The sequence below is a fragment of the Pseudomonas sp. MPFS genome, from assembly GCF_022537035.1.
Lineage (GTDB): Bacteria > Pseudomonadota > Gammaproteobacteria > Pseudomonadales > Pseudomonadaceae > Aquipseudomonas > Aquipseudomonas sessilinigenes.
The window spans coordinates 6,865,334-6,887,511 of the sequence record NZ_CP066123.1; the positions used below are offsets into that span (position 1 = coordinate 6,865,334).

Consider the following 22,178-nt stretch of genomic DNA (forward strand, 5'->3'; position numbering starts at 1 on the left):
TTCCGGCGTGATGGCACACCACCCATAGCCCCCGGATGGCACTTTCGCAGTACGAACTCTATGCTGAAAACGCCGTCATACCCTTCAGTTTGAGCCTGCCGGCCTGTCCTTCCACGGCCGTACTGCACCCCTTCAGATGGAGCACCCTCAGTGATGAGCAACGCAGCCAAAGTCGCCCCGAAATTTCCCGACAGCATCTTTCGCGCCTACGACATCCGCGGTGTCGTACCGCAAACCCTGACCGCCGAAACCGCCTACTGGATCGGCCGCGCCATCGGCTCCCAGAGCCTGGCCCAGGGCGAGCCGAACGTCTGCGTAGGCCGCGATGGCCGCCTGTCCGGCCCGGAGCTGGTGGCACAACTGATCCAGGGCCTGCATGACAGTGGCTGCCACGTCAGCGATGTCGGCCTGGTTCCGACCCCTGCCCTGTATTACGCAGCCAACGTACTGGCCGGCAAGTCCGGGGTCATGCTCACCGGCAGCCACAACCCTTCGAACTACAACGGCTTCAAGATCGTCATCGCCGGCGACACCCTGGCCAATGAACAGATCCAGGCCCTGCACGAGCGCCTCAAGAGCAATGACCTGAGCAGCGCCCAAGGCAGCATCACCAAGGTGGACATCCTTCCACGCTACCTCGAGGAGATCACTCGGGACGTGAAGCTGGCTCGCCGCCTGAAGGTGGTGGTCGATTGCGGCAACGGGGCCGCAGGGGTCATCGCCCCGCAACTGATCGAAGCCCTGAACTGCGAAGTCATCCCGCTGTTCTGTGAAGTGGATGGCAACTTCCCCAACCACCACCCGGACCCGGGCAAGCCCGAGAACCTCGAGGACCTGATCGCCAAGGTCAAGGAAACCGGGGCCGACCTGGGCCTGGCCTTCGACGGCGATGGCGATCGCGTCGGTGTGGTCACCAACACCGGCAGCATTGTCTTCCCCGACCGCCTGCTGATGCTCTTCGCCAAGGATGTGGTGGCACGCAACCCGGACGCGGAGATCATCTTCGACGTCAAGTGCACCCGACGCCTGATTCCGTTGATCAAGGAATACGGCGGGCGCCCGCTAATGTGGAAGACCGGCCATTCGTTGATCAAGAAGAAAATGAAGCAGACCGGTGCCCTGCTGGCTGGCGAAATGAGCGGGCACGTGTTCTTCAAGGAGCGCTGGTTCGGCTTCGACGACGGCATCTACAGCGCAGCGCGCTTGCTGGAAATCCTCAGCAAGGAAAAAGCCTCTGCAGAAGAGCTGTTCGCGACCTTCCCGAACGATATTTCTACGCCGGAAATCAATATCCATGTGACCGAAGAGAGCAAATTCAGCATCATTGATGCCTTGCACGACGCGCAGTGGGGCGAGGGAGCCAACCTGACCACCATTGACGGGGTGCGAGTCGACTATGCCAAGGGCTGGGGCCTGGTTCGCGCCTCCAATACCACCCCTGTGCTGGTGCTGCGCTTCGAGGCTGACAATGCAGCCGAACTGCAGCGGATTAAGGACGTGTTCCACGTCCAACTGAAACGTGTTGCACCTGATCTCCAATTACCGTTTTGATTGTTTGAAGCACCGGAGCCCTGAATGACCATCGAACGCGATGCCGCCGCCAATACCGCCAAGGTCCTATCCGAAGCGCTGCCTTATATTCGCCGCTATGTCGGCAAGACCCTGGTGATCAAGTACGGCGGCAACGCTATGGAAAGCGAGGAGCTGAAAACCGGCTTCGCCCGCGACATCGTGCTGATGAAGGCGGTCGGGATCAACCCGGTGGTAGTACATGGTGGCGGCCCGCAAATCGGTGATCTGCTCAAGCGCTTGTCGATCGAAAGCCACTTCGTCGATGGCATGCGCGTGACCGACGCGCAGACCATGGACGTGGTGGAGATGGTCCTCGGTGGCCAGGTGAACAAGGACATCGTCAACCTGATCAACCGCCATGGCGGCAGCGCCATTGGCTTGACCGGCAAGGATGCCGAGCTGATCCGGGCCAAGAAGCTCACCGTGACCCGCCAGACGCCTGAGATGACCACTGCGGAAATCATCGATATCGGTCATGTGGGTGAAGTGGTTGGAATCAACACCGACCTGCTGAACCTGCTGGTCAAGGGTGATTTCATCCCGGTGATCGCACCCATCGGCGTGGGCGCCAATGGCGAGTCCTACAACATCAACGCCGATCTTGTGGCCGGCAAGGTTGCCGAGGCACTGAAAGCTGAAAAGCTGATGCTGCTGACCAACATCGCCGGCCTGATGGACAAGTCGGGCAAGGTCCTGACCGGCCTGAGCACCCAGCAAGTGGACGAGCTGATCGCCGACGGCACCATCTACGGCGGCATGCTGCCGAAGATCCGCTGCGCACTGGAAGCCGTACAGGGTGGCGTTGGCAGCTCGCTGATCATCGATGGGCGCGTACCCAACGCGATCCTGCTGGAAATCTTCACCGATACCGGTGTCGGCACCCTGATCAGCAATCGCAAGCGCCCTTAAGCACTGCAATAAAAAAGACCCCGCCTGGCTTGGCCTGGCGGGGTCTTTTTTTGCGCCTTCTACAGGAGCGGGGCTTGCCCTCGACATCGGTATGTCAGACAAGCCCTCCCCAGTACCTCAGACGCCGAATTGCGTGCGGTAGGCTTGGACCGCCGGCAGATGCTGCTTGAGCTGCGGGTCATCGGCCAGGAATTCCAGGACCTGATTCAGGGAAACGATGCTGACTACCGGGATACCGAAGTCACGCTCGACTTCCTGGATCGCCGACAACTCGCCGTTACCACGCTCCTGGCGGTTCAGGGCGATCAGCACTCCCGCCGCCTTGGCGCCTTCCTGCGAGCCGATGATCTGCATCACTTCGCGAATGGCCGTGCCAGCAGTGATGACGTCGTCGATGATCAGTACGTCGCCAGTCAACGGCGCACCGACGAGGCTACCGCCCTCGCCATGGGCCTTGGCTTCCTTGCGATTGAAGCACCAGGGCAGATCGCGCTGGTGATGCTCGGCCAGGGCAACGGCAGTGGCCGCAGCCAGGGGAATACCCTTGTAGGCTGGCCCGAACAGCACATCGAAGGAAATGCCGCTATCGACGATCGCCGCCGCATAGAAACGCCCCAGCTGGGCCAGGGCCGAACCGCTGTTGAACAGGCCGGCATTGAAGAAGTAAGGGCTGGTGCGCCCGGACTTCAGGGTGAACTCACCGAAGCGCAAAACCCCGCGATCGATGGCAAAACGAATGAAATCGCGCTGATACGCCTGCATGAAAAAACCCCAGATACCACGGATTTAGCTAATTAGGTAGAGCTCGGGTATCATACACGCACGTGATTTTTGGGGCCATTTATGCGGATCATCAGTGTGAACGTCAATGGTATTCAGGCTGCAGTCGAGCGTGGTTTGCTCAGTTGGCTGCAGGCACAGAATGCCGACGTCATCTGCCTGCAGGACACCCGCGCCTCCGCCTTTGAACTGGACGACCCAGCCTTCCAACTGGATGGCTACTTCCTTTATGCCTGCGATGCCGAAGTCCCTGCCCAAGGCGGTGTGGCTTTGTACTCGCGGTTGCAGCCGAAGGCGGTCATCAGCGGCCTCGGCTTCGAAACAGCCGATCGTTACGGGCGCTACCTGCAAGCCGATTTCGACAAGGTCAGCATCGCGACCTTGCTGCTTCCATCAGGGCAGAACGGCGATGAAGACTTGAACCAGAAGTTCAAGCTAATGGACGATTTCGCCCGTTATCTGGACAAGCAGCGGCGCAAGCGGCGCGAGTACATCTATTGTGGCTCGCTGTACGTGGCGCAACAGAAGCTGGATATCAAGAACTGGCGTGACAGCCAGCAGTCTCCGGGCTTCCTGGCGCCTGAACGCGCCTGGATGGACGAGATCATCGGCAACATGGGGTATGTCGACGCCCTGCGCGAAGTCAGCCGCGAAGGCGACCAGTACAGCTGGTGGCCGGATAACGAGCAAGCCGAGATGCTCAACCTGGGCTGGCGTTTCGACTACCAGCTGTTGACCCCCGGCCTGCGCCGCTTCGTACGTAGCGCGCGCCTGCCACGCCAGCCACGCTTCTCGCAGCACGCACCGCTGATCGTGGACTATGACTGGACGCTGACTATCTAAGCGTCCTTTCATCTCCCACAAAAAAGCCGACATCGCTGTCGGCTTTTTTGTGCTCGCTCGATCTATTTGACCAGGCGCCAGGTGAAGGGGTAGCGATAAGGTACGCCTTCACCGGCCTTGACCCCGCCGATAATGGTCAGCACCAGAGCGCCCAATGCCAGCAGGCCGAACAGGGCAAAGCCAATCAACACGAACATCAGCAGGAAGCAGACTGCCGAGGCAATGGCGACCGTCAGCTGGAAGTTCAACGCCTCCTTGCCCTGGGCATCGATGAAGGGATCGGTCTCGCGCTTCATCTGCCAGAGGATCAGCGGCCCGATCAGCGTGCCGAACGGAATCCACAGCCCCAGCAAGGCAGACAGGTGACAGAACATTGCCCATTGCCGAACCTCATGGCTCGGCGTAGGCAGCGGAAGTTGCTCATCACTCATAATGCTCTCCTTGCCATGGCCGCCTGGATCAATCGGCGAGGGCGGCCTGTTGCAGTTGGAAGATCTCAGTCATGCCTTGCTGGGCCAAGGCCAGCATCGCATTCAACTCCGCCGGCTGGAACGGTGCGCCTTCGGCAGTACCCTGCACCTCGATGAAACCACCGGTGCTGGTCATCACCACGTTAAGGTCGGTCTCGGCCGCCGAATCCTCAAGATAGTCCAGGTCCAGTACCGGCTCACCCTGGTACATGCCCACGGAAACCGCGGCGATCATTTGCTTGAGCGGGTCACCGCCCTTCAGGCCGCCACGCTTCTTGATCACTTTCAGGGCATCCACCAGGGCGACCATTGCGCCGGTGATGGAAGCGGTGCGGGTACCGCCATCGGCCTGGATCACATCGCAGTCGACATACAGGGTGATGTCGCCAAGCTTGGACATGTCCAGCGCAGCGCGCAGCGAACGACCGATCAGGCGCTGGATTTCGAGCGTCCGGCCACCTTGTTTGCCACGACTGGCTTCGCGCTGGTTACGCTCACCGGTCGAACGCGGCAGCATGCCGTACTCGGCAGTCAGCCAACCCTGGCCCTGACCCTTGAGAAAGCGCGGCACGCCATTCTCGACACTGACCGTGCAGATCACTTTGGTATCGCCAAACTCGACCAGTACGGAGCCCTCGGCGTGTTTGGTGTAGTTGCGGGTGATGCGGATCGAGCGGAGCTGATCGGCAGCGCGACCACTTGGACGTTTCATAGAGGAACACCTGTACGAGGACGGAAAACTGCCGAACATTATAAAGCCCGCGGCCGCACCAAGGCACACCAAAAACGGCCAAAGGCGCATTTGCCCCTGCAAAGCCCTGTCACGATGAACCATGACCATTATCTCTGCCAGGGTTTGGGGCCTCCGACCGCACTGCGCTACAATCCTGCGCCTTCGCAGCCTGTCGGCTTTAATTCATCACTATCAGACCCGTCTCGCCCGCTTACGGCTGGCGTCGGCGCTGAACCGGAGGAACCTCCATGGTGCACAGCATGACCGCCTTCGCCCGGGTAGAACGGGCTGGAACCCAAGGCACCCTGAGCTGGGAGCTGCGCTCGGTCAACAGCCGCTACCTGGAGCCGCACCTGCGCCTGCCCGAGGCCTTCCGCGACCTGGAAGGTGCGGTGCGCGAGGCCCTGCGCCAGGGCCTGTCGCGCGGCAAGGTCGAATGCACCCTGCGCTTCACCGAGGAAACCACCGGCAAGCCACTGCAGGTCGACCGTGAACGCGCAGCGCAGTTGGTCGCCGCCGCCGAGTCCGTTGCCGGCCTGATCAAGCAGCCAGCCCCGCTCAACCCCTTGGAAGTTCTGGCTTGGCCTGGAGTCCTGGTGGCTGACGCCAGCGACCCACAAGCCCTGAACAACGACGCCCTGGCACTGTTCAACCAGGGCCTGAAGGAACTCAAGAGCGGTCGCGAACGCGAAGGCGCCGAACTGGCGCGACTGATCAACGAACGCCTGTCTTCTATAGAAGAAGACGTGGCGACTCTACGCGAGCTGGTTCCGCAGATGCTCTCGGCCCAGCGCCAGAAAATCCTCGATCGCTTTGCCGACATGCAGGCCGAACTGGACCCAGCCCGCCTTGAGCAGGAAATGGTCCTGCTGGCGCAGAAGAGCGACGTCGCCGAGGAACTGGACCGCCTGAGCACCCACATCATCGAAGTTCGCCGCGTACTCAAGTCCGGCGGCGCCGCCGGCCGGCGGCTGGACTTCCTGATGCAGGAGCTCAACCGCGAAGCCAACACACTGGGCTCCAAGGCCTTCGACCCGCGCAGCACCCAGGCTGCGGTCAACCTCAAGGTGTTGATCGAGCAGATGCGCGAACAAGTGCAGAACATTGAGTAAGGCAACTGACATGACCCACAGCACCGGCACCCTGTACATCATTTCCGCCCCCTCGGGCGCGGGCAAGACCAGCCTGGTCAAGGCCCTGATCGACGCCGATGCCAGCATCCGCGTCTCGATCTCCCACACCACCCGCGCCATGCGCCCAGGGGAAGCCAACGGGGTGAATTACCACTTCGTCGAGCGCGAAGAGTTCGTGCGCATGATCGAACATGGCGACTTCCTCGAGCGCGCCGAAGTCTTCGGCAATCTCTACGGCACGTCCCAGAGCCACCTGCAGCAAACCCTGGACGAAGGTCACGATCTGATCCTGGAAATCGACTGGCAGGGCGCCGAACAGGTGCGCAAGCTGATGCCCCAGGCCCGTTCGATCTTCATCCTGCCGCCATCCCAGCAAGCCTTGCGCCAGCGCCTGACCAATCGCGGCCAGGACAGCGACGAGATCATCGAGGGCCGGATGCGTGAAGCGGTCAGCGAAATGAGCCATTACGTCGACTATGACTACCTGATCATCAATGACGACTTCGCTCACGCCCTGGACGACCTGAAAGCGATTTTCCGCACCAACCAACTGCAACAAAAACGCCAGCAACAGCGTTTCGGCAAACTGCTCGCTGAGTTGCTGGGTTAAAACAGATCTTCCCAAAACCGCTGCGGGCGCTTTACATTGGTGCTTGCAGCGCGTTGAAGGGTCTGGTCAAAAAATCAGCGCTTCCCTAATCGCTGGTGATTTTTTAAACTGTTGAGTCCGCTCGCCCATCCGGGCACCGCGCATATTGCATTTGCTACGAGGAAGACCATGGCCCGCGTAACCGTTGAAGACTGCCTAGAACACGTGGATAACCGCTTTGAGCTGGTCATGCTCTCTACCAAGCGTGCCCGTCAACTGGCCACCGGCGGCAAAGAGCCGAAAGTAGCATGGGAAAACGACAAGCCTACCGTTGTCGCCCTGCGCGAAATCGCTGAAGGCCTGATCGACTACGCAGCCATCGCCGAAGCCGAAATCGTTGAAGATGAACCGCTTTTTGCTGCTTTCGAGGACGAGTCCAACGAGGCCGTCTGAGCCTATGCCTGGTCGACGTAGCACGGCGCGGGATCACAGCCTACGGCAGGAGACATCATGCCGAGCATAGACGCCCTCGCCGATCGCTTATCGACCTATCTCGGCCCGGACCAGGTCAATCTGGTCCGCCGAGCGTATTTCTACGCCGAACAAGCCCATGACGGTCAGCGCCGTCGCAGCGGCGAGGCGTACGTCACGCACCCTCTCGCGGTAGCGAACATCCTTGCCGACATGCACATGGACCATCAGAGCTTGATGGCCGCGATGCTGCATGACGTGATCGAGGACACCGGCATCGCCAAGGAAGCGCTCAGTGCGCAATTCGGCGAAACCGTGGCCGAACTGGTCGACGGGGTCAGCAAACTGACCCAGATGAACTTCGAGACCAAGGCCGAAGCCCAAGCCGAAAACTTCCAGAAGATGGCCATGGCCATGGCCCGCGATATCCGCGTGATCCTGGTCAAGCTGGCCGACCGCCTGCATAACATGCGCACCCTGGAAGTACTGTCCGGTGAAAAACGCCGGCGAATCGCCAAGGAAACCCTGGAAATCTATGCCCCCATCGCCAACCGGCTGGGCATGCACAGCGTGCGCATCGAGTTCGAGGACCTGGGCTTCAAGGCCATGCACCCGATGCGCTCCGCGCGGATCTACCAGGCGGTCAAGCGCGCCCGGGGCAACCGCAAGGAAATCGTCAACAAGATCGAAGAATCCCTTGGCCACTGCCTGGCCATCGATGGCATCCAGGGCGAGGTCAGCGGTCGCCAGAAGCACCTCTACGGCATCTACAAGAAGATGCGCGGCAAGCGCCGGGCCTTCAACGAGATCATGGACGTCTATGCGTTCCGGATCATCGTCGACAAGGTCGATACCTGCTATCGCGTGCTTGGCGCCGTACACAACCTGTACAAGCCGCTACCGGGGCGCTTCAAGGACTACATCGCCATTCCCAAGGCCAACGGCTACCAGTCGCTGCATACCACGCTGTTCGGCATGCACGGGGTTCCGATCGAAATCCAGATCCGCACCCGCGAAATGGAAGAGATGGCGAACAACGGCATCGCTGCCCACTGGCTGTACAAGTCCAGTGGCGACGAACAGCCCAAGAGCACTCACGCCAGGGCCCGCCAATGGGTCAAGGGCGTGCTGGAAATGCAGCAGCGAGCCGGCAACTCCCTGGAGTTCATCGAGAGCGTGAAGATCGACCTGTTTCCGGACGAGGTCTACGTCTTCACACCCAAGGGCCGGATCATGGAGCTGCCCAAGGGCTCCACGGCGGTCGACTTCGCCTATGCGGTGCACACCGACGTGGGCAACAGCTGCATCGCCTGCCGGATCAATCGCCGCCTGGCGCCACTGTCGGAACCACTGCAAAGCGGCTCGACCGTGGAAATCGTCAGCGCTCCCGGCGCTCGGCCAAATCCGGCCTGGCTCAACTTCGTGGTCACCGGCAAGGCCCGCACCCACATTCGCCACGCCCTCAAGCTGCAACGCCGCTCCGAGTCCATCAGCCTCGGTGAGCGCTTGCTGAACAAGGTGCTCAACGGCTTCGACAGTGCCCTGGAGAAAATCCCCGCCGAACGAGTCCAGGCAATCCTCCACGAATACCGCCTGGAGTTGATCGAAGACTTGCTGGAAGACATTGGCCTGGGTAACCGCATGGCCTACGTCGTGGCCCGCCGCCTGCTGGGCGAGGGCGAACAGCTGCCGAGCCCGGAAGGTCCGCTGGCCATCCGCGGCACCGAAGGCCTGGTGCTGAGCTACGCCAAGTGCTGCACGCCGATCCCGGGCGACCCGATCGTCGGCCACCTGTCGGCGGGCAAAGGCATGGTGGTGCACCTGGAAAACTGCCGCAACATCAGCGAAATCCGCCACAACCCGGAAAAGTGCATCCAGCTGTCCTGGGCCAAGGATGTCACCGGCGAGTTCAACGTCGAACTGCGCGTCGAGCTGGAGCACCAGCGCGGCCTGATCGCGCTGCTGGCCAGCAGCGTCAACGCCGCCGACGGCAACATCGAGAAAATCAGCATGGACGAACGCGATGGCCGCATCAGCGTGGTCCAACTGGTGGTCAGCGTGCACGACCGCGTGCACCTGGCCCGCGTGATCAAGAAACTGCGCGCCCTGATCGGAGTCATCCGCATCACCCGCATGCGTGCCTAACCCGCTCCATAGCCCGCCCATTACAAGGAGTCATTCATGACCAAGACTGTTATTACCAGCGACAAGGCCCCGGCCGCCATCGGTACCTACTCCCAGGCCATCAAGGCTGGCAACACTGTCTACATGTCGGGCCAGATCCCGCTGGATCCTAAGACCATGGAACTGGTCGAAGGCTTCGAAGCCCAGACCGTCCAGGTGTTCGAGAACCTCAAGTCGGTCGCCGAGGCTGCTGGCGGTTCGTTCAAGGACATCGTCAAGCTGAACATCTTCCTCACCGACCTGAGCCACTTCGCCAAGGTCAACGAGATCATGGGCAAGTACTTCGAACAGCCCTACCCAGCTCGCGCCGCCATCGGCGTGGCAGCCCTGCCAAAGGGCGCACAGGTTGAAATGGATGCCATTCTGGTCATCGAGTGACACCCTCGGCGCAGCCGTCCAGGCTGCGCCGTTTTCGTTCTGAAAGGATTTCGTCATGCGCAAAGCGCTAGCTGTTTCGCTGCTCGCCGTATTGCTCGGCGGTTGTGCCAGCGACCCCGCCAAACACGATGTCGGCGGCATCTGGATCAATCAGGTAGCGATCGACGCCGCCTCCAAGGGCGGACCTTTGCGTGAAGCCCTCCAGGCCAATGGCCCGACCCTGGAGTGGGAGATCAACACCAAGGCTGGCCAGGCTCGCTACACCAATGGTTTCGAGACCGTCGAAGGCAAGCTGCCCAGCGAAAGCGCCGACTCCGCCAAGATCGAGGTCTACGGCAGCGCCCCCACCGAACTCAAGCGCAGCGGCAAGCGACTGCTCCAGGTCGCCAACGACAATGAGCCTGAGCAAGTATTCGACCGTCCCAAGGAGCCAGCCCCCGAAGGCGCTCCCCTGGGTGCCAATTTCGAGCGCGCCCTGTATTCGGCCTACCTGGGCGGTAAATGGAAGATCATCAACGGGCCGGGCCTGGGCGATACCGTGCAGTTCCAGGCCGATGGCGCAGTACAAGGCCTGCCGGGCGCAGATCGCTATGCGCTGTGCCTGGCTGGTGATTGCGCCTCGATGAGCGGTGGCAACGACAGTATCTGGCTGCAGCTCAACGGCCGCGGCAATTCCTGGATCTTCGTGCGCAAGGACCAGCAGCTGGAGATATTCCAGGCGGTCAACACTGCCCTGGCAGATGAAGTACCATCGCTGACCCCGGGCAACCAGCAGTGGCTGCTGGAGAAGCAGTGATTCGCCAGTAACCGCTACCGCACAAGGCCTTGCACCTTAGCGGTAGCGGCTCCCCCAGGGAGCCGCCTCAGGCCTTGGCAGGCGGCGGCAAACCCGAGGGACAGCCTCAACCCTGCCCTTCGAGAATCGCCGCATACCCCTCGCGATAGCTGGGATAGCGCGGCAACCAACCCAAAGCCTTCGCCCGGGCGTTGCTGCAGCGCTTGCTCCCCGTGCGCCTCACACTAGCGTCCGCCGCCCACTCCGTTACCCCCAGGTACTCGCGTAACCAGCCGACCACCTCAGCCAGCGGCGCAGGTGCATCATCCACGCCTATGTAGCAGTCCTCCAGCTCAGTCCCACCGTGATCGGCCTTGAGCAGGCAGGCCAGCAAGCCGGCAGCATCATCGGCATGGATGCGATTGCCGTACAGCGGCGGCTCGACCGCCACTCGGTACCCCCGCCGTACCTGGGTCAGCAGCCACTCACGTCCAGGCCCATAGATGCCGGTAAGACGTACCCGACTGGCAGGAATCCCACTATCCAGGGCCACCTGTTCCGCCTCCAGCATCAGGCGCCCGGAGTAGGCATTGGCCTCGGCGGGAGCGGTTTCATCGATCCACTCGCCATCCTTTTGTTCGTAGACGCTGCTGCTGGACACGAACAACAGCCGCTTGGGGCGCTGGCCGTGCTGCTTGAGCCAGCCCAGCACGTGCTGCAAACCCTCGACGTAGGCGGCACGATACCCGGCCTCGTCATGCTCGGTGGCCGCGGCGCAATACACCAGGTAGTCCAGGGGTTCCTCGGGCCAGTCCGCCGGACACTGCGCACTGAACAAATCGCCGGCGACGCCAAGCACCCCCTCGGGCAAGTGCGATACCGTGCGGCGCAAGCCATGGACCCGCCATTGCTCGGCCAGCAGTTGAGTCGCCAGGCGACTTCCGACATCGCCGCAACCGGCGATCAGAACAGAGGGGGCAGACATCAGAAAACTCCTTGCACAAAGGTCAAGACTAGCCTTCACACAAGACGAGCGGCTAGTAATCGAGGAAAAAAAGATACTCTATTACTTCTGTTAACAAGAATTACTTGCAATAATGACCGCCCATTTTGTTCTCGGCCCTGCGAGGCCTAGAAGGACATTCACCCTATTCTCCTCTCAGGTCCGGCCAGCATGACAAGCAACCCATTCTCCGTCTCGCCAACCACACGCCCAAGCCCGCTGCGCACCATGGGCGCAGCCGCCGCGCTGCTGTGCAGCCTGCTGCTGGCCCCGACCGCAGCCTGGGCCGACCAGCACGCACCAGCCACGGCGCCAGTCGCCTCCACGCCGGCCGCCGAGCACCCAGCCACCGATCCGGCAGCACCTGCCACAGCTCCCGCCGCAGCTGCGGCAACCGGCGAGCAAGCTCCGGTCGATGGCCAGCCAGTAGCTGCCCAGGACCTCCCTGAAGTCCTGGAAGCCGACAACACCCTGGGCATGGCCCACGACCTGTCGCCATGGGGCATGTACCAGAACGCCGACATCATCGTGAAGCTGGTGATGATCGGCCTGGCCATCGCCTCGATCATCACCTGGACCATCTGGATCGCCAAAGGCTTCGAGCTGATGGGCGCCAAGCGCCGCCTGCGTCATGAAATCGCTGCCCTGAAGAAGGCCACCAACCTCAAGGAAGCCAGCGCCAGCGCCACCAAGCAAGGCACGCTGACCAACCTGCTAGTCCACGATGCCCTGGAAGAAATGCGCCTGTCGGCCAACAGCCGTGAGAAAGAAGGCATCAAGGAACGTGTGAGCTTCCGCCTGGAGCGCCTGGTAGCCGCTTGCGGCCGCAACATGAGCAGTGGCACCGGGGTGCTGGCCACCATCGGCTCCACCGCCCCCTTCGTCGGCCTGTTCGGCACCGTATGGGGCATCATGAACAGCTTCATCGGCATCGCCAAAACCCAGACCACCAACCTTGCCGTGGTCGCCCCAGGTATCGCCGAAGCCCTGCTGGCCACGGCCCTGGGCCTGGTTGCGGCAATCCCGGCAGTAGTGATCTACAACGTCTTCGCCCGCTCCATCACCGGCTACAAGGCCCAGGTAACCGATGCCTCGGCAGAAGTCCTGCTGCTGGTCAGTCGCGACCTGGACCACCAGCCAAGCGAGCGCACCGCACAACCGCACATGGTGAAAGTGGGGTAATCGGCCATGGGCTTGCATTTGAAGGAAGGGGCAGGCGACGACCTGGCCGAAAACCACGAAATCAACGTCACGCCATTCATCGACGTGATGCTGGTACTGCTGATCATCTTCATGGTGGCCGCTCCCCTGGCCACCGTGGACATCAAGGTCGATCTCCCCGCCTCCAGCGCCAAACCGGCGCCGCGTCCGGAAAAACCTGTGTTCCTGAGCGTGAAGGCCGACCAGCGCCTGTTCCTCGGCGATGACGAAATCAAGGCCGAGACCCTGGGCGCCGCCCTCGACGCCAAGACCCAGGGCAAGAAGGACACCACGATCTTCTTCCAGGCCGACAAAGGCGTGGACTACGGTGACCTGATGAGCGTGATGGACACTCTGCGCGCAGCCGGCTACCTGAAGGTCGGCCTGGTCGGACTCGAGACGGCAGCCAAGAAATGATCACGACGCGCCAAAGACTGACGCGTTACAGCGGTAGCCTGGCCGTGGTGCTGGGCGTCCATGCGGTGGCGATTGCACTCGCCCTCAACTGGTCCAAGCCACAGCCCATGCCAATTCCTCCCCAAGCCATGGTGGTGGAACTGGCACCTGCCCCTGTGCCGCCGCCCCCGGCACCACCCAAGGTGGTGACCCCGCCACAGCCACCCGCCCCTGTGGAAGAGCTGCCGCTGCCCAAGCTGGCCGAAGCACCCAAGCCGACTATTTCGGTGCCCAAGCCGGTCAAGCAGAAGCCCAAGCCACAACCGCCAAAGCCAGTGGAAAAGCCGGAGCCGCCCAAGGAAAAGCCTTCCGACGAAAAGCCCAGCGACGCTCCGGTCACCCCGGCGCAATCCAGCAACCCGGCACCGGCAACGCCAGGCCCATCGCCGGCCCAGGCCGCCGCCAAGGCCAACTGGCAGGGTGAATTGCAGGCACACCTGGCCAAGTACAAGCGTTATCCAAGCGAAGCCCAGCGGCGCGGCAAAGAGGGTACCAACTCGCTACGCTTCGTCGTGGATGCCGAAGGCAAGGTACTGTCCTACGAGCTGGTCGGGCGTTCGGGCAACGCCGACCTGGATCGCGCCACCCTGGACATGATCCGTCGCGCCCAACCGCTGCCCAAGCCACCTGCCGACATGCTCAACAACGGCAGCGTGGAAATCACCGCCTCGTACAACTACGAGATCGACAGAAGCCGCGGCCGCCGCTGACACACCGCAAGGGCATCTTCAGGGTGCCCTTCGTGTTTATGCCCCCTGAGTCAGGCATTGGCGGGTGTCGTATTCCACCTTCAGTCTGATAACGTGCGTCTATCGATTGCAGCCGTTATGCTTGGCCGCAACCTTACGGACGCCCGCTATGACTCTTACAGAACTGCGCTACATCGTTACCCTTGCCCAAGAGCAGCATTTCGGCCATGCCGCCGAACGCTGCCACGTCAGCCAGCCCACCCTCTCGGTTGGCGTGAAGAAGCTTGAGGACGAACTCGGCGTGCTGATCTTCGAGCGCAGCAAGAGCGCCGTACGCCTGACCCCGGTCGGCGAGACCATCGTCGCCCAGGCACAGAAAGTACTGGAGCAGGCCCAGGGCATCCGCGAACTGGCCCAGGCCGGCAAGAACCAACTGACAGCGCCCCTCAAGGTCGGCGCCATCTACACCGTCGGCCCATACCTGTTCCCCCACCTGATTCCACAGCTGCACCGGGTCGCCCCGCAGATGCCGCTGTATATCGAGGAAAACTTCACCCACGTACTGCGGGACAAGCTGCGCAATGGCGAACTGGACGCGATCATCATCGCCCTGCCGTTCAACGAAGCAGACGTCCTGACCCTGCCACTGTACGACGAACCCTTCTACGTGCTGATGCCCAGCGACCACTCCTGGACGCGCAAGGAAACCATCGACGCCAGCCTGCTCAACGACAAGAGCCTGTTGCTGCTGGGCGAAGGGCACTGCTTCCGCGATCAGGTCCTGGAGGCCTGCCCAACCCTGACCAAGGGCAATGACGGCGCCAAGCACACCACCGTGGAATCCAGCTCGCTGGAAACCATTCGCCACATGGTCGCTTCAGGCCTGGGCGTCTCGATCCTGCCGCTGTCGGCAGTGGACAGCCATCATTACGCCCCCGGTGTCATCGAGGTCCGCCCACTGACCCCGCCCGCACCGTTTCGCACCGTGGCCATCGCCTGGCGCGCGAGCTTCCCGCGGCCCAAGGCCATCGAGATCCTCGCCGACTCGATCCGCCTGTGCTCGGTGGCCAAGCCGCCTGCCGCCAGCTAAGCCCTCGCGATGACTGAGCTGTCGAAGGTGTCGGTGACGGCGCTCAAGGGCGTCGGCGAGGCCATGGCCGAGAAACTGGCCAAGGTCGGCCTGGAGAACCTCCAGGATGTGCTGTTCCACCTGCCCCTGCGCTACCAGGATCGCACTCGCGTGGTGCCTATCGGCGCCTTGCGCCCAGGTCAGGACGCGGTGGTCGAAGGCACGGTCAGTGGCGCCGATGTGGTCATGGGCAAGCGCCGCAGCCTGCTGGTGCGCCTGCAAGACGGCACCGGGGGCCTGAGCCTGCGCTTCTACCACTTCAGCAACGCCCAGAAAGAGGGCCTGAAACGTGGCACCCGCGTACGCTGCTACGGCGAAGCCCGCCCAGGCGCCTCGGGCCTGGAGATCTACCACCCCGAGTACCGCGCCATCCAGGGTGACGAACCACCACCGGTGGACCAGACCCTGACCCCCATTTATCCGCTCACCGAAGGCCTGACCCAACAGCGCCTGCGCATGCTGTGCCAACAGAGCCTGGCCATGCTCGGCCCACGCAGCCTGCCCGATTGGCTGCCGCAGGAACTGGCCAGGGACTACCAACTCGCTCCCCTGGACGATGCGATCCGCTACCTGCATCACCCTCCGGCCGACGCCGATGTCGATGAACTGGCCCTGGGTCACCACTGGGCCCAACACCGCCTGGCATTCGAGGAGCTGCTGACTCACCAGCTGTCCCAGCAGCGCCTGCGCGACAGCCTGCGCTCCCAGCGCGCGCCCGTACTGCCGGTAGCGAAGAAACTACCGGCCCGGTACCTGAAGAACCTGGGCTTCGCCCCTACCGGAGCACAACAACGGGTGGGCAATGAAATCGCCTACGACCTGAGCCAGCCCGAACCCATGCTCCGCCTGGTCCAGGGCGACGTTGGCGCCGGCAAGACCGTAGTGGCCGCCCTGGCCGCCCTGCAGGCGCTGGAAGCCGGCTACCAGGTGGCGCTGATGGCGCCCACCGAGATCCTCGCCGAACAGCACTTCATCACCTTCAAGCGCTGGCTGGAGCCGCTGGGCCTGGAAGTCGCCTGGCTGGCCGGCAAGCTCAAGGGCAAAAGCCGCAGCGCCGCCCTGGAACAGATCGCCAGCGGAGTCCCCATGGTGGTGGGCACCCACGCCCTGTTCCAGGAGGAAGTGCAATTCAAGAACCTGGCCCTGGCGATCATCGACGAGCAGCACCGCTTTGGCGTCCAGCAGCGCCTGGCCCTGCGCCAGAAGGGTGTCGGTGGCAAACTCTGCCCGCACCAGTTGATCATGACCGCCACGCCCATTCCCCGGACCCTGGCCATGAGTGCCTACGCCGACCTGGATACCTCCATCCTCGACGAGTTGCCTCCCGGCCGGACGCCGGTCAACACCGTGCTGGTGACCGATAGCCGCCGCATCGAAGTGATCGAGCGGGTACGCGCGGCGTGCGCCGAAGGTCGCCAGGCCTACTGGGTCTGCACCTTGATCGAGGAGTCGGAGGAACTCACCTGCCAGGCTGCCGAAACCACCTTCGAGGACCTGTCCAGCGCCCTGGGCGAGCTGCGAGTAGGCTTGATCCATGGCCGCATGAAGGCACCGGAGAAGGCGGCGGTCATGGCCGAGTTCAAGGCCGGCCACCTGCAACTGCTGGTGGCCACCACCGTGATCGAAGTCGGCGTGGACGTACCCAACGCCAGCCTGATGATCATCGAAAACCCCGAGCGCCTGGGCCTGGCCCAACTGCACCAATTGCGGGGCCGGGTAGGTCGCGGCAGCGCCGCCAGCCACTGCGTGTTGCTCTACCACCCGCCGCTGTCGCAAATCGGTCGTCAACGCCTGGGCATCATGCGCGAGACCAACGACGGCTTCGTCATCGCCGAAAAAGACCTTGAGCTGCGCGGCCCCGGGGAAATGCTCGGCACCCGCCAGACCGGCCTGCTGCAATTCAAGGTGGCCGACCTGATGCGCGATGCCGACCTGCTGCCCGCCGTGCGCGATGCTGCCCAGGCGCTGCTGGAGCGCTGGCCGGACCACGTCAGCCCGCTGCTGGAGCGCTGGCTGCGCCACGGCCAGCAATACGGGCAAGTGTGAACCAACACTCAGTTAATGGACCATTGGCATGACCAAGCTGGTTATACTGGTCACATTGTAGAAGAACGGATACCAGACCATGACAGAAGTTGCCCTCGCCACTGCAACCCCGCACGCGCCGTCTGTTATCCGGTTGCTGCTCGGCAAGCTGGCCATCGGCTACAACGAAGTCATCGACCAGCCGGGCCTGTCGGCCGAACGCAAAGTCCAGGCAGTGCTGCTGGACGATGCTGTGGGCGCGCTGATGGTGCTGTTCCCCCAGAGCCAGCTGCTGGATCTCAACCGTCTGGCCGAACTCACCGGTCGACGCCTGCGCTCGGTTTCCACCGAACGCCTGGAACGCATGCTTGGCAAACACAGCCTGAGCCTGCTGCCGGGCCTGCCAGCCCTGACCAGCTCGCCCTGCCTGTATGAAGAAAGCCTGCTGCGCGAGCCCACCCTGCTGATCAACTCCGGCGAGCCGGGCGTGCTGCTGGAAATCACTCGCGAAGACTTCAAGAGCATGCTCAGCAAGGCCAGCGCCGGTACCTTCGGCGAAGCCCTGAGCAGCATCCGTCCCAACCTCGACCGCCCGGATGACGACCGCGAGGAAATCTCCCAGGCGATGCAAGCCTTCACCGCGCGTCGCATCCAGCAACGCCTGGAAGCCACCATCGAGATCCCACCGCTGGCAGAAACCGCGCAGAAAATCATCAAGCTGCGGGTCGACCCCAACGCCACCATCGACGACATCACCGGCGTGGTGGAAACCGACCCGGCGCTGGCGGCGCAGGTGGTGAGCTGGGCGGCCTCGCCCTACTACGCCTCGCCGGGCAAGATCCGCTCGGTGGAAGACGCCATCGTCCGCGTACTGGGTTTCGACCTGGTGATCAACCTTGCCCTGGGCCTGGCGCTGGGCAAGACCCTGAGCCTGCCCAAGGACCAGCCGCAGCACGCCACGCCGTACTGGCAGCAGTCCATCTACACCGCGGCGGTAATCGAAGGGCTGACCCGGGCGATGCCCCGTGCCCAGCGCCCGGAGTCCGGCCTGACGTACCTCGCCGGGCTGCTGCACAACTTCGGCTACCTGCTCCTGGCTCACGTATTCCCGCCACACTTCTCGCTGATCTGCCGGCACCTGGAGGTCAACCCGCACCTGTGCCACAGCTACGTCGAGCAGCACCTGCTAGGGATCAGCCGCGAACAGATCGGCGCCTGGCTGATGCGCTACTGGGACATGCCGGACGAGCTGTCCACCGCCCTGCGCTTCCAGCACGACCCGACCTACGACGGCGCCTACGCCGAGTACCCGAACCTGGTCTGCCTGGCCGTACGCCTGCTACGCAGCCGGGGTATCGGCTCAGGCCCGCGCGAAGAGATTCCCGACGCCCTGCTGGAGCGCCTGGGGCTGAGCCGCGACAAGGCCGAGGACGTGGTCAGCAAGGTACTGGAAGCCGAAGTACTGCTGCGAGAGCTGGCCTCGCAATTCAGCCAGGTCTGAACGAGCCACGTCACCCCCGGTGACGTGGTGGGCCCTGCCAGCCGCTGCCGCTGTTGGCAGCGCAGGCCCTGGCCCTCCCTGAAACAGTAGCGCCCTCAAGCCTTGGGCTTGGGCTTCTTCGGCTTCAGGTACTTGGTCAGCCCCTGGAACCAGATCACCAGCGCCGGGTTGCCCTTGATCTGGATCGACTTGTCCTGGATTCCCGTCATGAATGCCAGCTGCTTGTTCTTCGCCTGCATGGTCGCGAAGCCATAGGCGGCGTCTTTGAAGGCAATAGCGAAAGCCGGCTCGGGATAAAACCCCGAACGACTGGTAACACGCTGGTCCTTGACGAAGAAATGCCGAGCAACCTTGCCATCGAGCGTCTGCAGCTGGAATACCAGCTCCTTGTCGCCCAATTGTTGCTGGAAAGCGGGATTGTTGCGGCTGGCCTTGCCCATCAACAGGCCAAGTACCCAGAGGAGAAAACGAAATTTCATGCGCGGCGCCTCAGTGGAATTATTGGATGGCCGGCGCAGTGTAACCTGTAACTCGCCGAGCGCCAGCCGATCCGTTCGATTGCTCGAAGATCGCCTGGCGTTCAGCGCTTATCGCTACATCTTGTCAGACAATCACTGACTCAGACGTTCGGGCAAGGCACCGGTGCCCAGTCGCCCAGGTCCGGGTTCTTGCACATGCTGTTGACCTGGGTCTGGCCGGTGGTAGCCACCTGGTTGCTCTCGGCCTGCTTGGTCTTGGCCTGCTGCATCGACTTCTCGGTGCTCACCGCTTCCTTCGGCACCACCGGCAGCTTCTGCTTGGCCGGTGGGTTCTTGCCTTTGCCCTTGCCTTTGCCGGTGGTAGTCACTGGAGTGGTGTCGGCGGTGGCCACCTTGACCACGTCGGTGCGCTGTACGCCCACTTGCTGCAGGTCTTGCTCGTAGGCCTGGTTGTACTTGCTCAGGTCCTCGCTGGCACGACCATTCACCGCGGTGATCAGGTCGTTGGACTCCTTCAGGCCGCTGACGATTTCTGCCAGGCGCTTGCGTCCTTCGACATCGTTGATGCTGTTGGCCTTGCGAGCGCTGATCAGGCTGTCGAAAGCGCGCTGGTAGCAAGTCTGCGAAGCGCGGGCATAAGCCGTGCTGCGGTCGATGTCGGCCACGCTCTTGTTGACGTCGGTAGCGTAGGAAGCGATGCGCTGGTTGTCATCGGCAATCTGCTTCTGGCGCTCGGTGTAGTAGCCAGCAGCACCGCCAGCCAGGGCACCACCAGCGGCGCCGATGGCTGCATTGCGACCACGGTGGTCGCCGTCGCCGGTCAGGGCACCGAGCAAGGCGCCGCCAGCAGCACCCAGGGCGGCACCGGTGACGACCGACTTGGTCATGTCCGAGTCAGTGGCACGCAGGTGCTGCACCGGCTCGTAGCAGCTCGGGTAGTACTCGACCTTGGTGGTGGAAGCGACCTTGGATACCGGAGAGGTCGCGCAACCGGTCAATACGGTGCTGAACCCGGCGGCAACCAACAGCAGGTGACGCTTGGAAGTCGAAGCAAAGGGTTTGCGGGAAAAAAGCATGTTCGTGATCTCGATTAAGTTTGACCAACTCGACGCGGCACCAGGCCGGTCGAGATCCTCCAGGCTCGACAGACAACGGCCGGTCATGACTTCTGACCGGTCGATGCGAGCAGTTCCTTCAAAATCGTCGCCGGGTCGGCTCGCCGTTTCTGGCGATAGTCCCCGACATGGCGAACGAATAACGTAGCGCGCGTCACCAGGCTCTTGCCGAGCACCGGCTTGCGATTGAGCTCTTCCTTGATCCGTTGAAATTGCGCCTGGATCACCGCGTCGGTGTAACGGGTGCCCGTGGCCAGGTTGTCGATGTAGATCGCCACCGCCCCGTCCAGAGCACTGCGGCCATTGTCGATGGCTTCGGCGAACAGCTTGGCGCTGGGTTCATCCTTGGCATCGAGGGCCTGCTGCTGGCTCTTCTTCAGGTTGGTCAGACGAATGTTGTAGTTGTTGATCGTCTCGGCCACCAGTGCCGAGGACTGAATCAGGTTGCCCGCCGCTTCCTCGCGTTGCTGGGCGATCAGCGACACGTTGCGCTTGAGTTCCTCGTTGACCAGCCCCAGCTCCGCCTGCAGCCGTGGATCGACACTGGCGGCGATGATGCTGTCCAGGCGCTTGGTCGGGTCCTGGGCGTCATCGATGGCATCGGTCAGGGACGCCAGGCGCCCTTCCTTCTGCCACTGGGCGAACAGTTCCTTGTAGCGCGAGCGAGGCGCCGACAAGGCACCGATGGCCACCCGGAAACCCGTGGTCTCGTTGCTTTGCTCGGTGCCATCGGCGGCGAACAGCGGGTATTCGCGGCGCATGCCGGTGAACAGCGTGCCCTCGCCTTCCAGGTAGTTGCCGCCCTTGACCACGAAACCGCCGTAGGTGCCCTGGCGCCGCCCGGCATGCACCAACTGGAAGGACTCCTGGACCATCTCGGCGGCGTTGCCAATCACATCGAACAAACCAATGGGGTTAGGCAGCTTGGTACCGATCGGCATCAGTCGCGCCGCCTGGCCAGTACCTCCGGCGACCTGGTTGAACACCGCCCAGTCGGCCAGCGGGCCGTCGCTTTCACTGCCCTCCACGCGCCGTGGGAACAGCCGGCCCTCCAACTCCTGGCGGCTCACCGCCTGGCCACCACGGGCCGCGTATTCCCACTCCACTTCGGTGGGCAGACGAACAAAGCCCAGGCCGCCATCCTCGGCGGAGCCGCCACGCCCACTGACCGGCAGCAGGTCACGGTGATTCTTCATCAGCCAGGCGCTGTAGACCGCCGCGAAACGCTCGGCCTCGAAACGCGACAGCTTGACCTTGGGCAGCCGCCCCTGCATGCCATCCGGCGCCTCGCAGGCCGGCGCCGGTTCGCCGCTGGCCAGGGACTGGGCCTGGGCCATGACCTGGGCGTACTGGCGGGCCGTGACTTCATACTTGCCAATGAAATACATCATCGGCTTGAGCGGTACCCCGGCGCCGGCCTTGGGCAACAGCGGGCCAATGGTCTTGGCCCAGCCGCCCGGCAAGTCCTTGAGGGTGAACTGGCCATTGATGTAGTCCCGGCGATAGCCGGAAATGAACGACTGCTGGTACCCGCTCTCGCCTTCGGCGAAGGGATAGCCCAGGTTGATCTCACGGTCGTCCAGGGTGCCCTGGGCCAGCACATAGACGTAGCGAAACAGCATCTCGCCGTCACAGGGCAACGGCAGGCTGACATCGCCCTCCAGGGGCTTGGGGTTGTCCATCTTATTGACGGGCTCTTCGGCCCACACGGCCCCCGCCAGGGTCATGGCCAGCACGGTGCTGA

At 62.7% G+C, this 22,178-nt stretch carries 21 protein-coding genes and 1 pseudogene; 15 read left to right on the forward strand and 7 right to left on the reverse strand.

The window, feature by feature from the left end; genetic code table 11:
* Positions 1 to 192: 192 nt before the first annotated feature.
* Both I9018_RS31645 and argB read left to right on the forward strand, forming a co-directional pair.
* A pseudogene (locus I9018_RS31645) lies at positions 193 to 1,551 on the forward strand (phosphomannomutase/phosphoglucomutase); the annotation flags it as partial.
* A 24-nt stretch (positions 1,552 to 1,575) separates the two neighbouring features.
* A complete protein-coding gene (gene argB / locus I9018_RS31650) occupies positions 1,576 to 2,481 on the forward strand; it encodes an acetylglutamate kinase (RefSeq protein WP_068577677.1) in 906 nt (301 codons plus the stop codon).
* 117 nt (positions 2,482 to 2,598) lie between these two features.
* Here argB and pyrE read toward each other — a convergent pair whose 3' ends face one another.
* On the reverse strand, positions 2,599 to 3,243 hold the full coding sequence (gene pyrE / locus I9018_RS31655) for an orotate phosphoribosyltransferase (RefSeq protein ID WP_124347097.1): 645 nt from the start codon (positions 3,241 to 3,243) through the stop codon (positions 2,599 to 2,601).
* An 81-nt stretch (positions 3,244 to 3,324) separates the two neighbouring features.
* Between pyrE and I9018_RS31660 the strand changes: the two genes are divergently transcribed.
* A complete protein-coding gene (locus I9018_RS31660; RefSeq protein WP_011064227.1) occupies positions 3,325 to 4,104 on the forward strand; it encodes an exodeoxyribonuclease III in 780 nt (259 codons plus the stop codon).
* A 62-nt stretch (positions 4,105 to 4,166) separates the two neighbouring features.
* Here I9018_RS31660 and I9018_RS31665 read toward each other — a convergent pair whose 3' ends face one another.
* Both I9018_RS31665 and rph read right to left on the reverse strand, forming a co-directional pair.
* Positions 4,167 to 4,535, reverse strand: coding sequence for a DUF4870 domain-containing protein (locus tag I9018_RS31665; RefSeq protein WP_068577670.1), 369 nt, complete (start codon positions 4,533 to 4,535; stop codon positions 4,167 to 4,169).
* A 28-nt stretch (positions 4,536 to 4,563) separates the two neighbouring features.
* A complete protein-coding gene (rph, locus tag I9018_RS31670) occupies positions 4,564 to 5,286 on the reverse strand; it encodes a ribonuclease PH (RefSeq protein WP_022641842.1) in 723 nt (240 codons plus the stop codon).
* Between the two features lie 269 nt (positions 5,287 to 5,555).
* Here rph and I9018_RS31675 point away from each other — a divergent pair, with 269 nt between their 5' ends.
* The 6 genes from I9018_RS31675 (at position 5,556) to I9018_RS31700 (ending at position 10,858) form a co-directional block, all read left to right on the forward strand.
* Entirely contained in the window at positions 5,556 to 6,419 is an 864-nt protein-coding gene (locus I9018_RS31675; RefSeq protein WP_068577668.1) for a YicC/YloC family endoribonuclease, read from the forward strand.
* A gap of 10 nt (positions 6,420 to 6,429) precedes the next feature.
* Positions 6,430 to 7,050 (forward strand): guanylate kinase, encoded by a 621-nt coding sequence (gene gmk, locus I9018_RS31680; protein ID WP_068577666.1) that lies wholly within the window; start codon positions 6,430 to 6,432, stop codon positions 7,048 to 7,050.
* Between the two features lie 168 nt (positions 7,051 to 7,218).
* Positions 7,219 to 7,482: a DNA-directed RNA polymerase subunit omega gene (rpoZ, locus tag I9018_RS31685; RefSeq protein ID WP_007921129.1), complete on the forward strand. Its 264-nt coding sequence runs from the start codon at positions 7,219 to 7,221 to the stop codon at positions 7,480 to 7,482.
* A 57-nt stretch (positions 7,483 to 7,539) separates the two neighbouring features.
* Positions 7,540 to 9,645, forward strand: coding sequence for a bifunctional GTP diphosphokinase/guanosine-3',5'-bis pyrophosphate 3'-pyrophosphohydrolase (gene spoT / locus I9018_RS31690; protein WP_241108341.1), 2,106 nt, complete (start codon positions 7,540 to 7,542; stop codon positions 9,643 to 9,645).
* Positions 9,646 to 9,681: 36 nt separating this feature from the next.
* Positions 9,682 to 10,062, forward strand: coding sequence for a RidA family protein (locus I9018_RS31695; protein ID WP_003176922.1), 381 nt, complete (start codon positions 9,682 to 9,684; stop codon positions 10,060 to 10,062).
* A gap of 55 nt (positions 10,063 to 10,117) precedes the next feature.
* The gene (locus tag I9018_RS31700) at positions 10,118 to 10,858 is read left to right on the forward strand and encodes a hypothetical protein (RefSeq protein ID WP_124347095.1); all 741 of its coding nucleotides are present in this window, start codon (positions 10,118 to 10,120) and stop codon (positions 10,856 to 10,858) included.
* 106 nt (positions 10,859 to 10,964) lie between these two features.
* Here I9018_RS31700 and I9018_RS31705 read toward each other — a convergent pair whose 3' ends face one another.
* Positions 10,965 to 11,822 (reverse strand): NAD-dependent epimerase/dehydratase family protein, encoded by an 858-nt coding sequence (locus I9018_RS31705; protein ID WP_241108342.1) that lies wholly within the window; start codon positions 11,820 to 11,822, stop codon positions 10,965 to 10,967.
* 189 nt (positions 11,823 to 12,011) lie between these two features.
* Here I9018_RS31705 and exbB point away from each other — a divergent pair, with 189 nt between their 5' ends.
* From exbB to I9018_RS31735, 6 genes are all read left to right on the forward strand, one after another.
* A complete protein-coding gene (exbB, locus tag I9018_RS31710; protein WP_241108343.1) occupies positions 12,012 to 13,022 on the forward strand; it encodes a tonB-system energizer ExbB in 1,011 nt (336 codons plus the stop codon).
* Between the two features lie 6 nt (positions 13,023 to 13,028).
* Positions 13,029 to 13,457 carry a TonB system transport protein ExbD gene (gene exbD, locus I9018_RS31715; RefSeq protein WP_068577656.1) on the forward strand — a complete coding sequence of 143 codons (429 nt, stop codon included), beginning with the start codon at positions 13,029 to 13,031 and terminating at the stop codon, positions 13,455 to 13,457.
* Positions 13,454 to 14,206, forward strand: coding sequence for an energy transducer TonB (locus I9018_RS31720; RefSeq protein WP_068577655.1), 753 nt, complete (start codon positions 13,454 to 13,456; stop codon positions 14,204 to 14,206). Before exbD ends, I9018_RS31720 begins: the two co-directional genes overlap by 4 nt.
* Before the next feature lie 148 nt (positions 14,207 to 14,354).
* Entirely contained in the window at positions 14,355 to 15,275 is a 921-nt protein-coding gene (locus I9018_RS31725; protein WP_068577654.1) for a hydrogen peroxide-inducible genes activator, read from the forward strand.
* A 9-nt stretch (positions 15,276 to 15,284) separates the two neighbouring features.
* The gene (gene recG, locus I9018_RS31730) at positions 15,285 to 17,360 is read left to right on the forward strand and encodes an ATP-dependent DNA helicase RecG (RefSeq protein ID WP_068577653.1); all 2,076 of its coding nucleotides are present in this window, start codon (positions 15,285 to 15,287) and stop codon (positions 17,358 to 17,360) included.
* 79 nt (positions 17,361 to 17,439) lie between these two features.
* A complete protein-coding gene (locus tag I9018_RS31735) occupies positions 17,440 to 18,840 on the forward strand; it encodes an aminoacyl-tRNA deacylase and HDOD domain-containing protein (RefSeq protein ID WP_068577652.1) in 1,401 nt (466 codons plus the stop codon).
* A gap of 95 nt (positions 18,841 to 18,935) precedes the next feature.
* Here the strand turns inward: I9018_RS31735 and I9018_RS31740 are convergent, their stop codons facing one another.
* From I9018_RS31740 to I9018_RS31750, 3 genes are all read right to left on the reverse strand, one after another.
* Complete coding sequence (locus I9018_RS31740) at positions 18,936 to 19,319, reverse strand: helicase (protein WP_068577651.1); 384 nt, start codon at positions 19,317 to 19,319, stop codon at positions 18,936 to 18,938.
* Between the two features lie 140 nt (positions 19,320 to 19,459).
* Positions 19,460 to 20,395 (reverse strand): type VI secretion system-associated lipoprotein TagQ, encoded by a 936-nt coding sequence (gene tagQ, locus I9018_RS31745; protein ID WP_068577649.1) that lies wholly within the window; start codon positions 20,393 to 20,395, stop codon positions 19,460 to 19,462.
* 83 nt (positions 20,396 to 20,478) lie between these two features.
* On the reverse strand, positions 20,479 to 22,161 hold the full coding sequence (locus I9018_RS31750; RefSeq protein ID WP_241110213.1) for an SUMF1/EgtB/PvdO family nonheme iron enzyme: 1,683 nt from the start codon (positions 22,159 to 22,161) through the stop codon (positions 20,479 to 20,481).
* Positions 22,162 to 22,178: the final 17 nt, after the last annotated feature.

Excerpts from the sequence above, each read along its gene's own strand:
- I9018_RS31700 (WP_124347095.1), top strand. The coding sequence starts at position 10,118 with ATGCGCAAAGCGCTAGCTGTTTCGCTGCTCGCCGTATTGCTCGGCGGT.
- I9018_RS31660 (WP_011064227.1), top strand. The coding sequence starts at position 3,325 with ATGCGGATCATCAGTGTGAACGTCAATGGTATTCAGGCTGCAGTCGAG.
- gmk (WP_068577666.1), top strand. The coding sequence starts at position 6,430 with ATGACCCACAGCACCGGCACCCTGTACATCATTTCCGCCCCCTCGGGC.
- spoT (WP_241108341.1), top strand. The coding sequence starts at position 7,540 with ATGCCGAGCATAGACGCCCTCGCCGATCGCTTATCGACCTATCTCGGC.
- tagQ (WP_068577649.1), bottom strand. The coding sequence starts at position 20,395 with ATGCTTTTTTCCCGCAAACCCTTTGCTTCGACTTCCAAGCGTCACCTG.
- I9018_RS31740 (WP_068577651.1), bottom strand. The coding sequence starts at position 19,319 with ATGAAATTTCGTTTTCTCCTCTGGGTACTTGGCCTGTTGATGGGCAAG.
- argB (WP_068577677.1), top strand. The coding sequence starts at position 1,576 with ATGACCATCGAACGCGATGCCGCCGCCAATACCGCCAAGGTCCTATCC.
- recG (WP_068577653.1), top strand. The coding sequence starts at position 15,285 with ATGACTGAGCTGTCGAAGGTGTCGGTGACGGCGCTCAAGGGCGTCGGC.
- I9018_RS31665 (WP_068577670.1), bottom strand. The coding sequence starts at position 4,535 with ATGAGTGATGAGCAACTTCCGCTGCCTACGCCGAGCCATGAGGTTCGG.
- I9018_RS31695 (WP_003176922.1), top strand. The coding sequence starts at position 9,682 with ATGACCAAGACTGTTATTACCAGCGACAAGGCCCCGGCCGCCATCGGT.
- I9018_RS31675 (WP_068577668.1), top strand. The coding sequence starts at position 5,556 with ATGGTGCACAGCATGACCGCCTTCGCCCGGGTAGAACGGGCTGGAACC.
- I9018_RS31705 (WP_241108342.1), bottom strand. The coding sequence starts at position 11,822 with ATGTCTGCCCCCTCTGTTCTGATCGCCGGTTGCGGCGATGTCGGAAGT.
- exbD (WP_068577656.1), top strand. The coding sequence starts at position 13,029 with ATGGGCTTGCATTTGAAGGAAGGGGCAGGCGACGACCTGGCCGAAAAC.
- I9018_RS31750 (WP_241110213.1), bottom strand. The coding sequence starts at position 22,161 with ATGACCCTGGCGGGGGCCGTGTGGGCCGAAGAGCCCGTCAATAAGATG.
- pyrE (WP_124347097.1), bottom strand. The coding sequence starts at position 3,243 with ATGCAGGCGTATCAGCGCGATTTCATTCGTTTTGCCATCGATCGCGGG.
- I9018_RS31725 (WP_068577654.1), top strand. The coding sequence starts at position 14,355 with ATGACTCTTACAGAACTGCGCTACATCGTTACCCTTGCCCAAGAGCAG.
- rph (WP_022641842.1), bottom strand. The coding sequence starts at position 5,286 with ATGAAACGTCCAAGTGGTCGCGCTGCCGATCAGCTCCGCTCGATCCGC.
- I9018_RS31720 (WP_068577655.1), top strand. The coding sequence starts at position 13,454 with ATGATCACGACGCGCCAAAGACTGACGCGTTACAGCGGTAGCCTGGCC.
- exbB (WP_241108343.1), top strand. The coding sequence starts at position 12,012 with ATGACAAGCAACCCATTCTCCGTCTCGCCAACCACACGCCCAAGCCCG.
- rpoZ (WP_007921129.1), top strand. The coding sequence starts at position 7,219 with ATGGCCCGCGTAACCGTTGAAGACTGCCTAGAACACGTGGATAACCGC.
- I9018_RS31735 (WP_068577652.1), top strand. The coding sequence starts at position 17,440 with ATGACAGAAGTTGCCCTCGCCACTGCAACCCCGCACGCGCCGTCTGTT.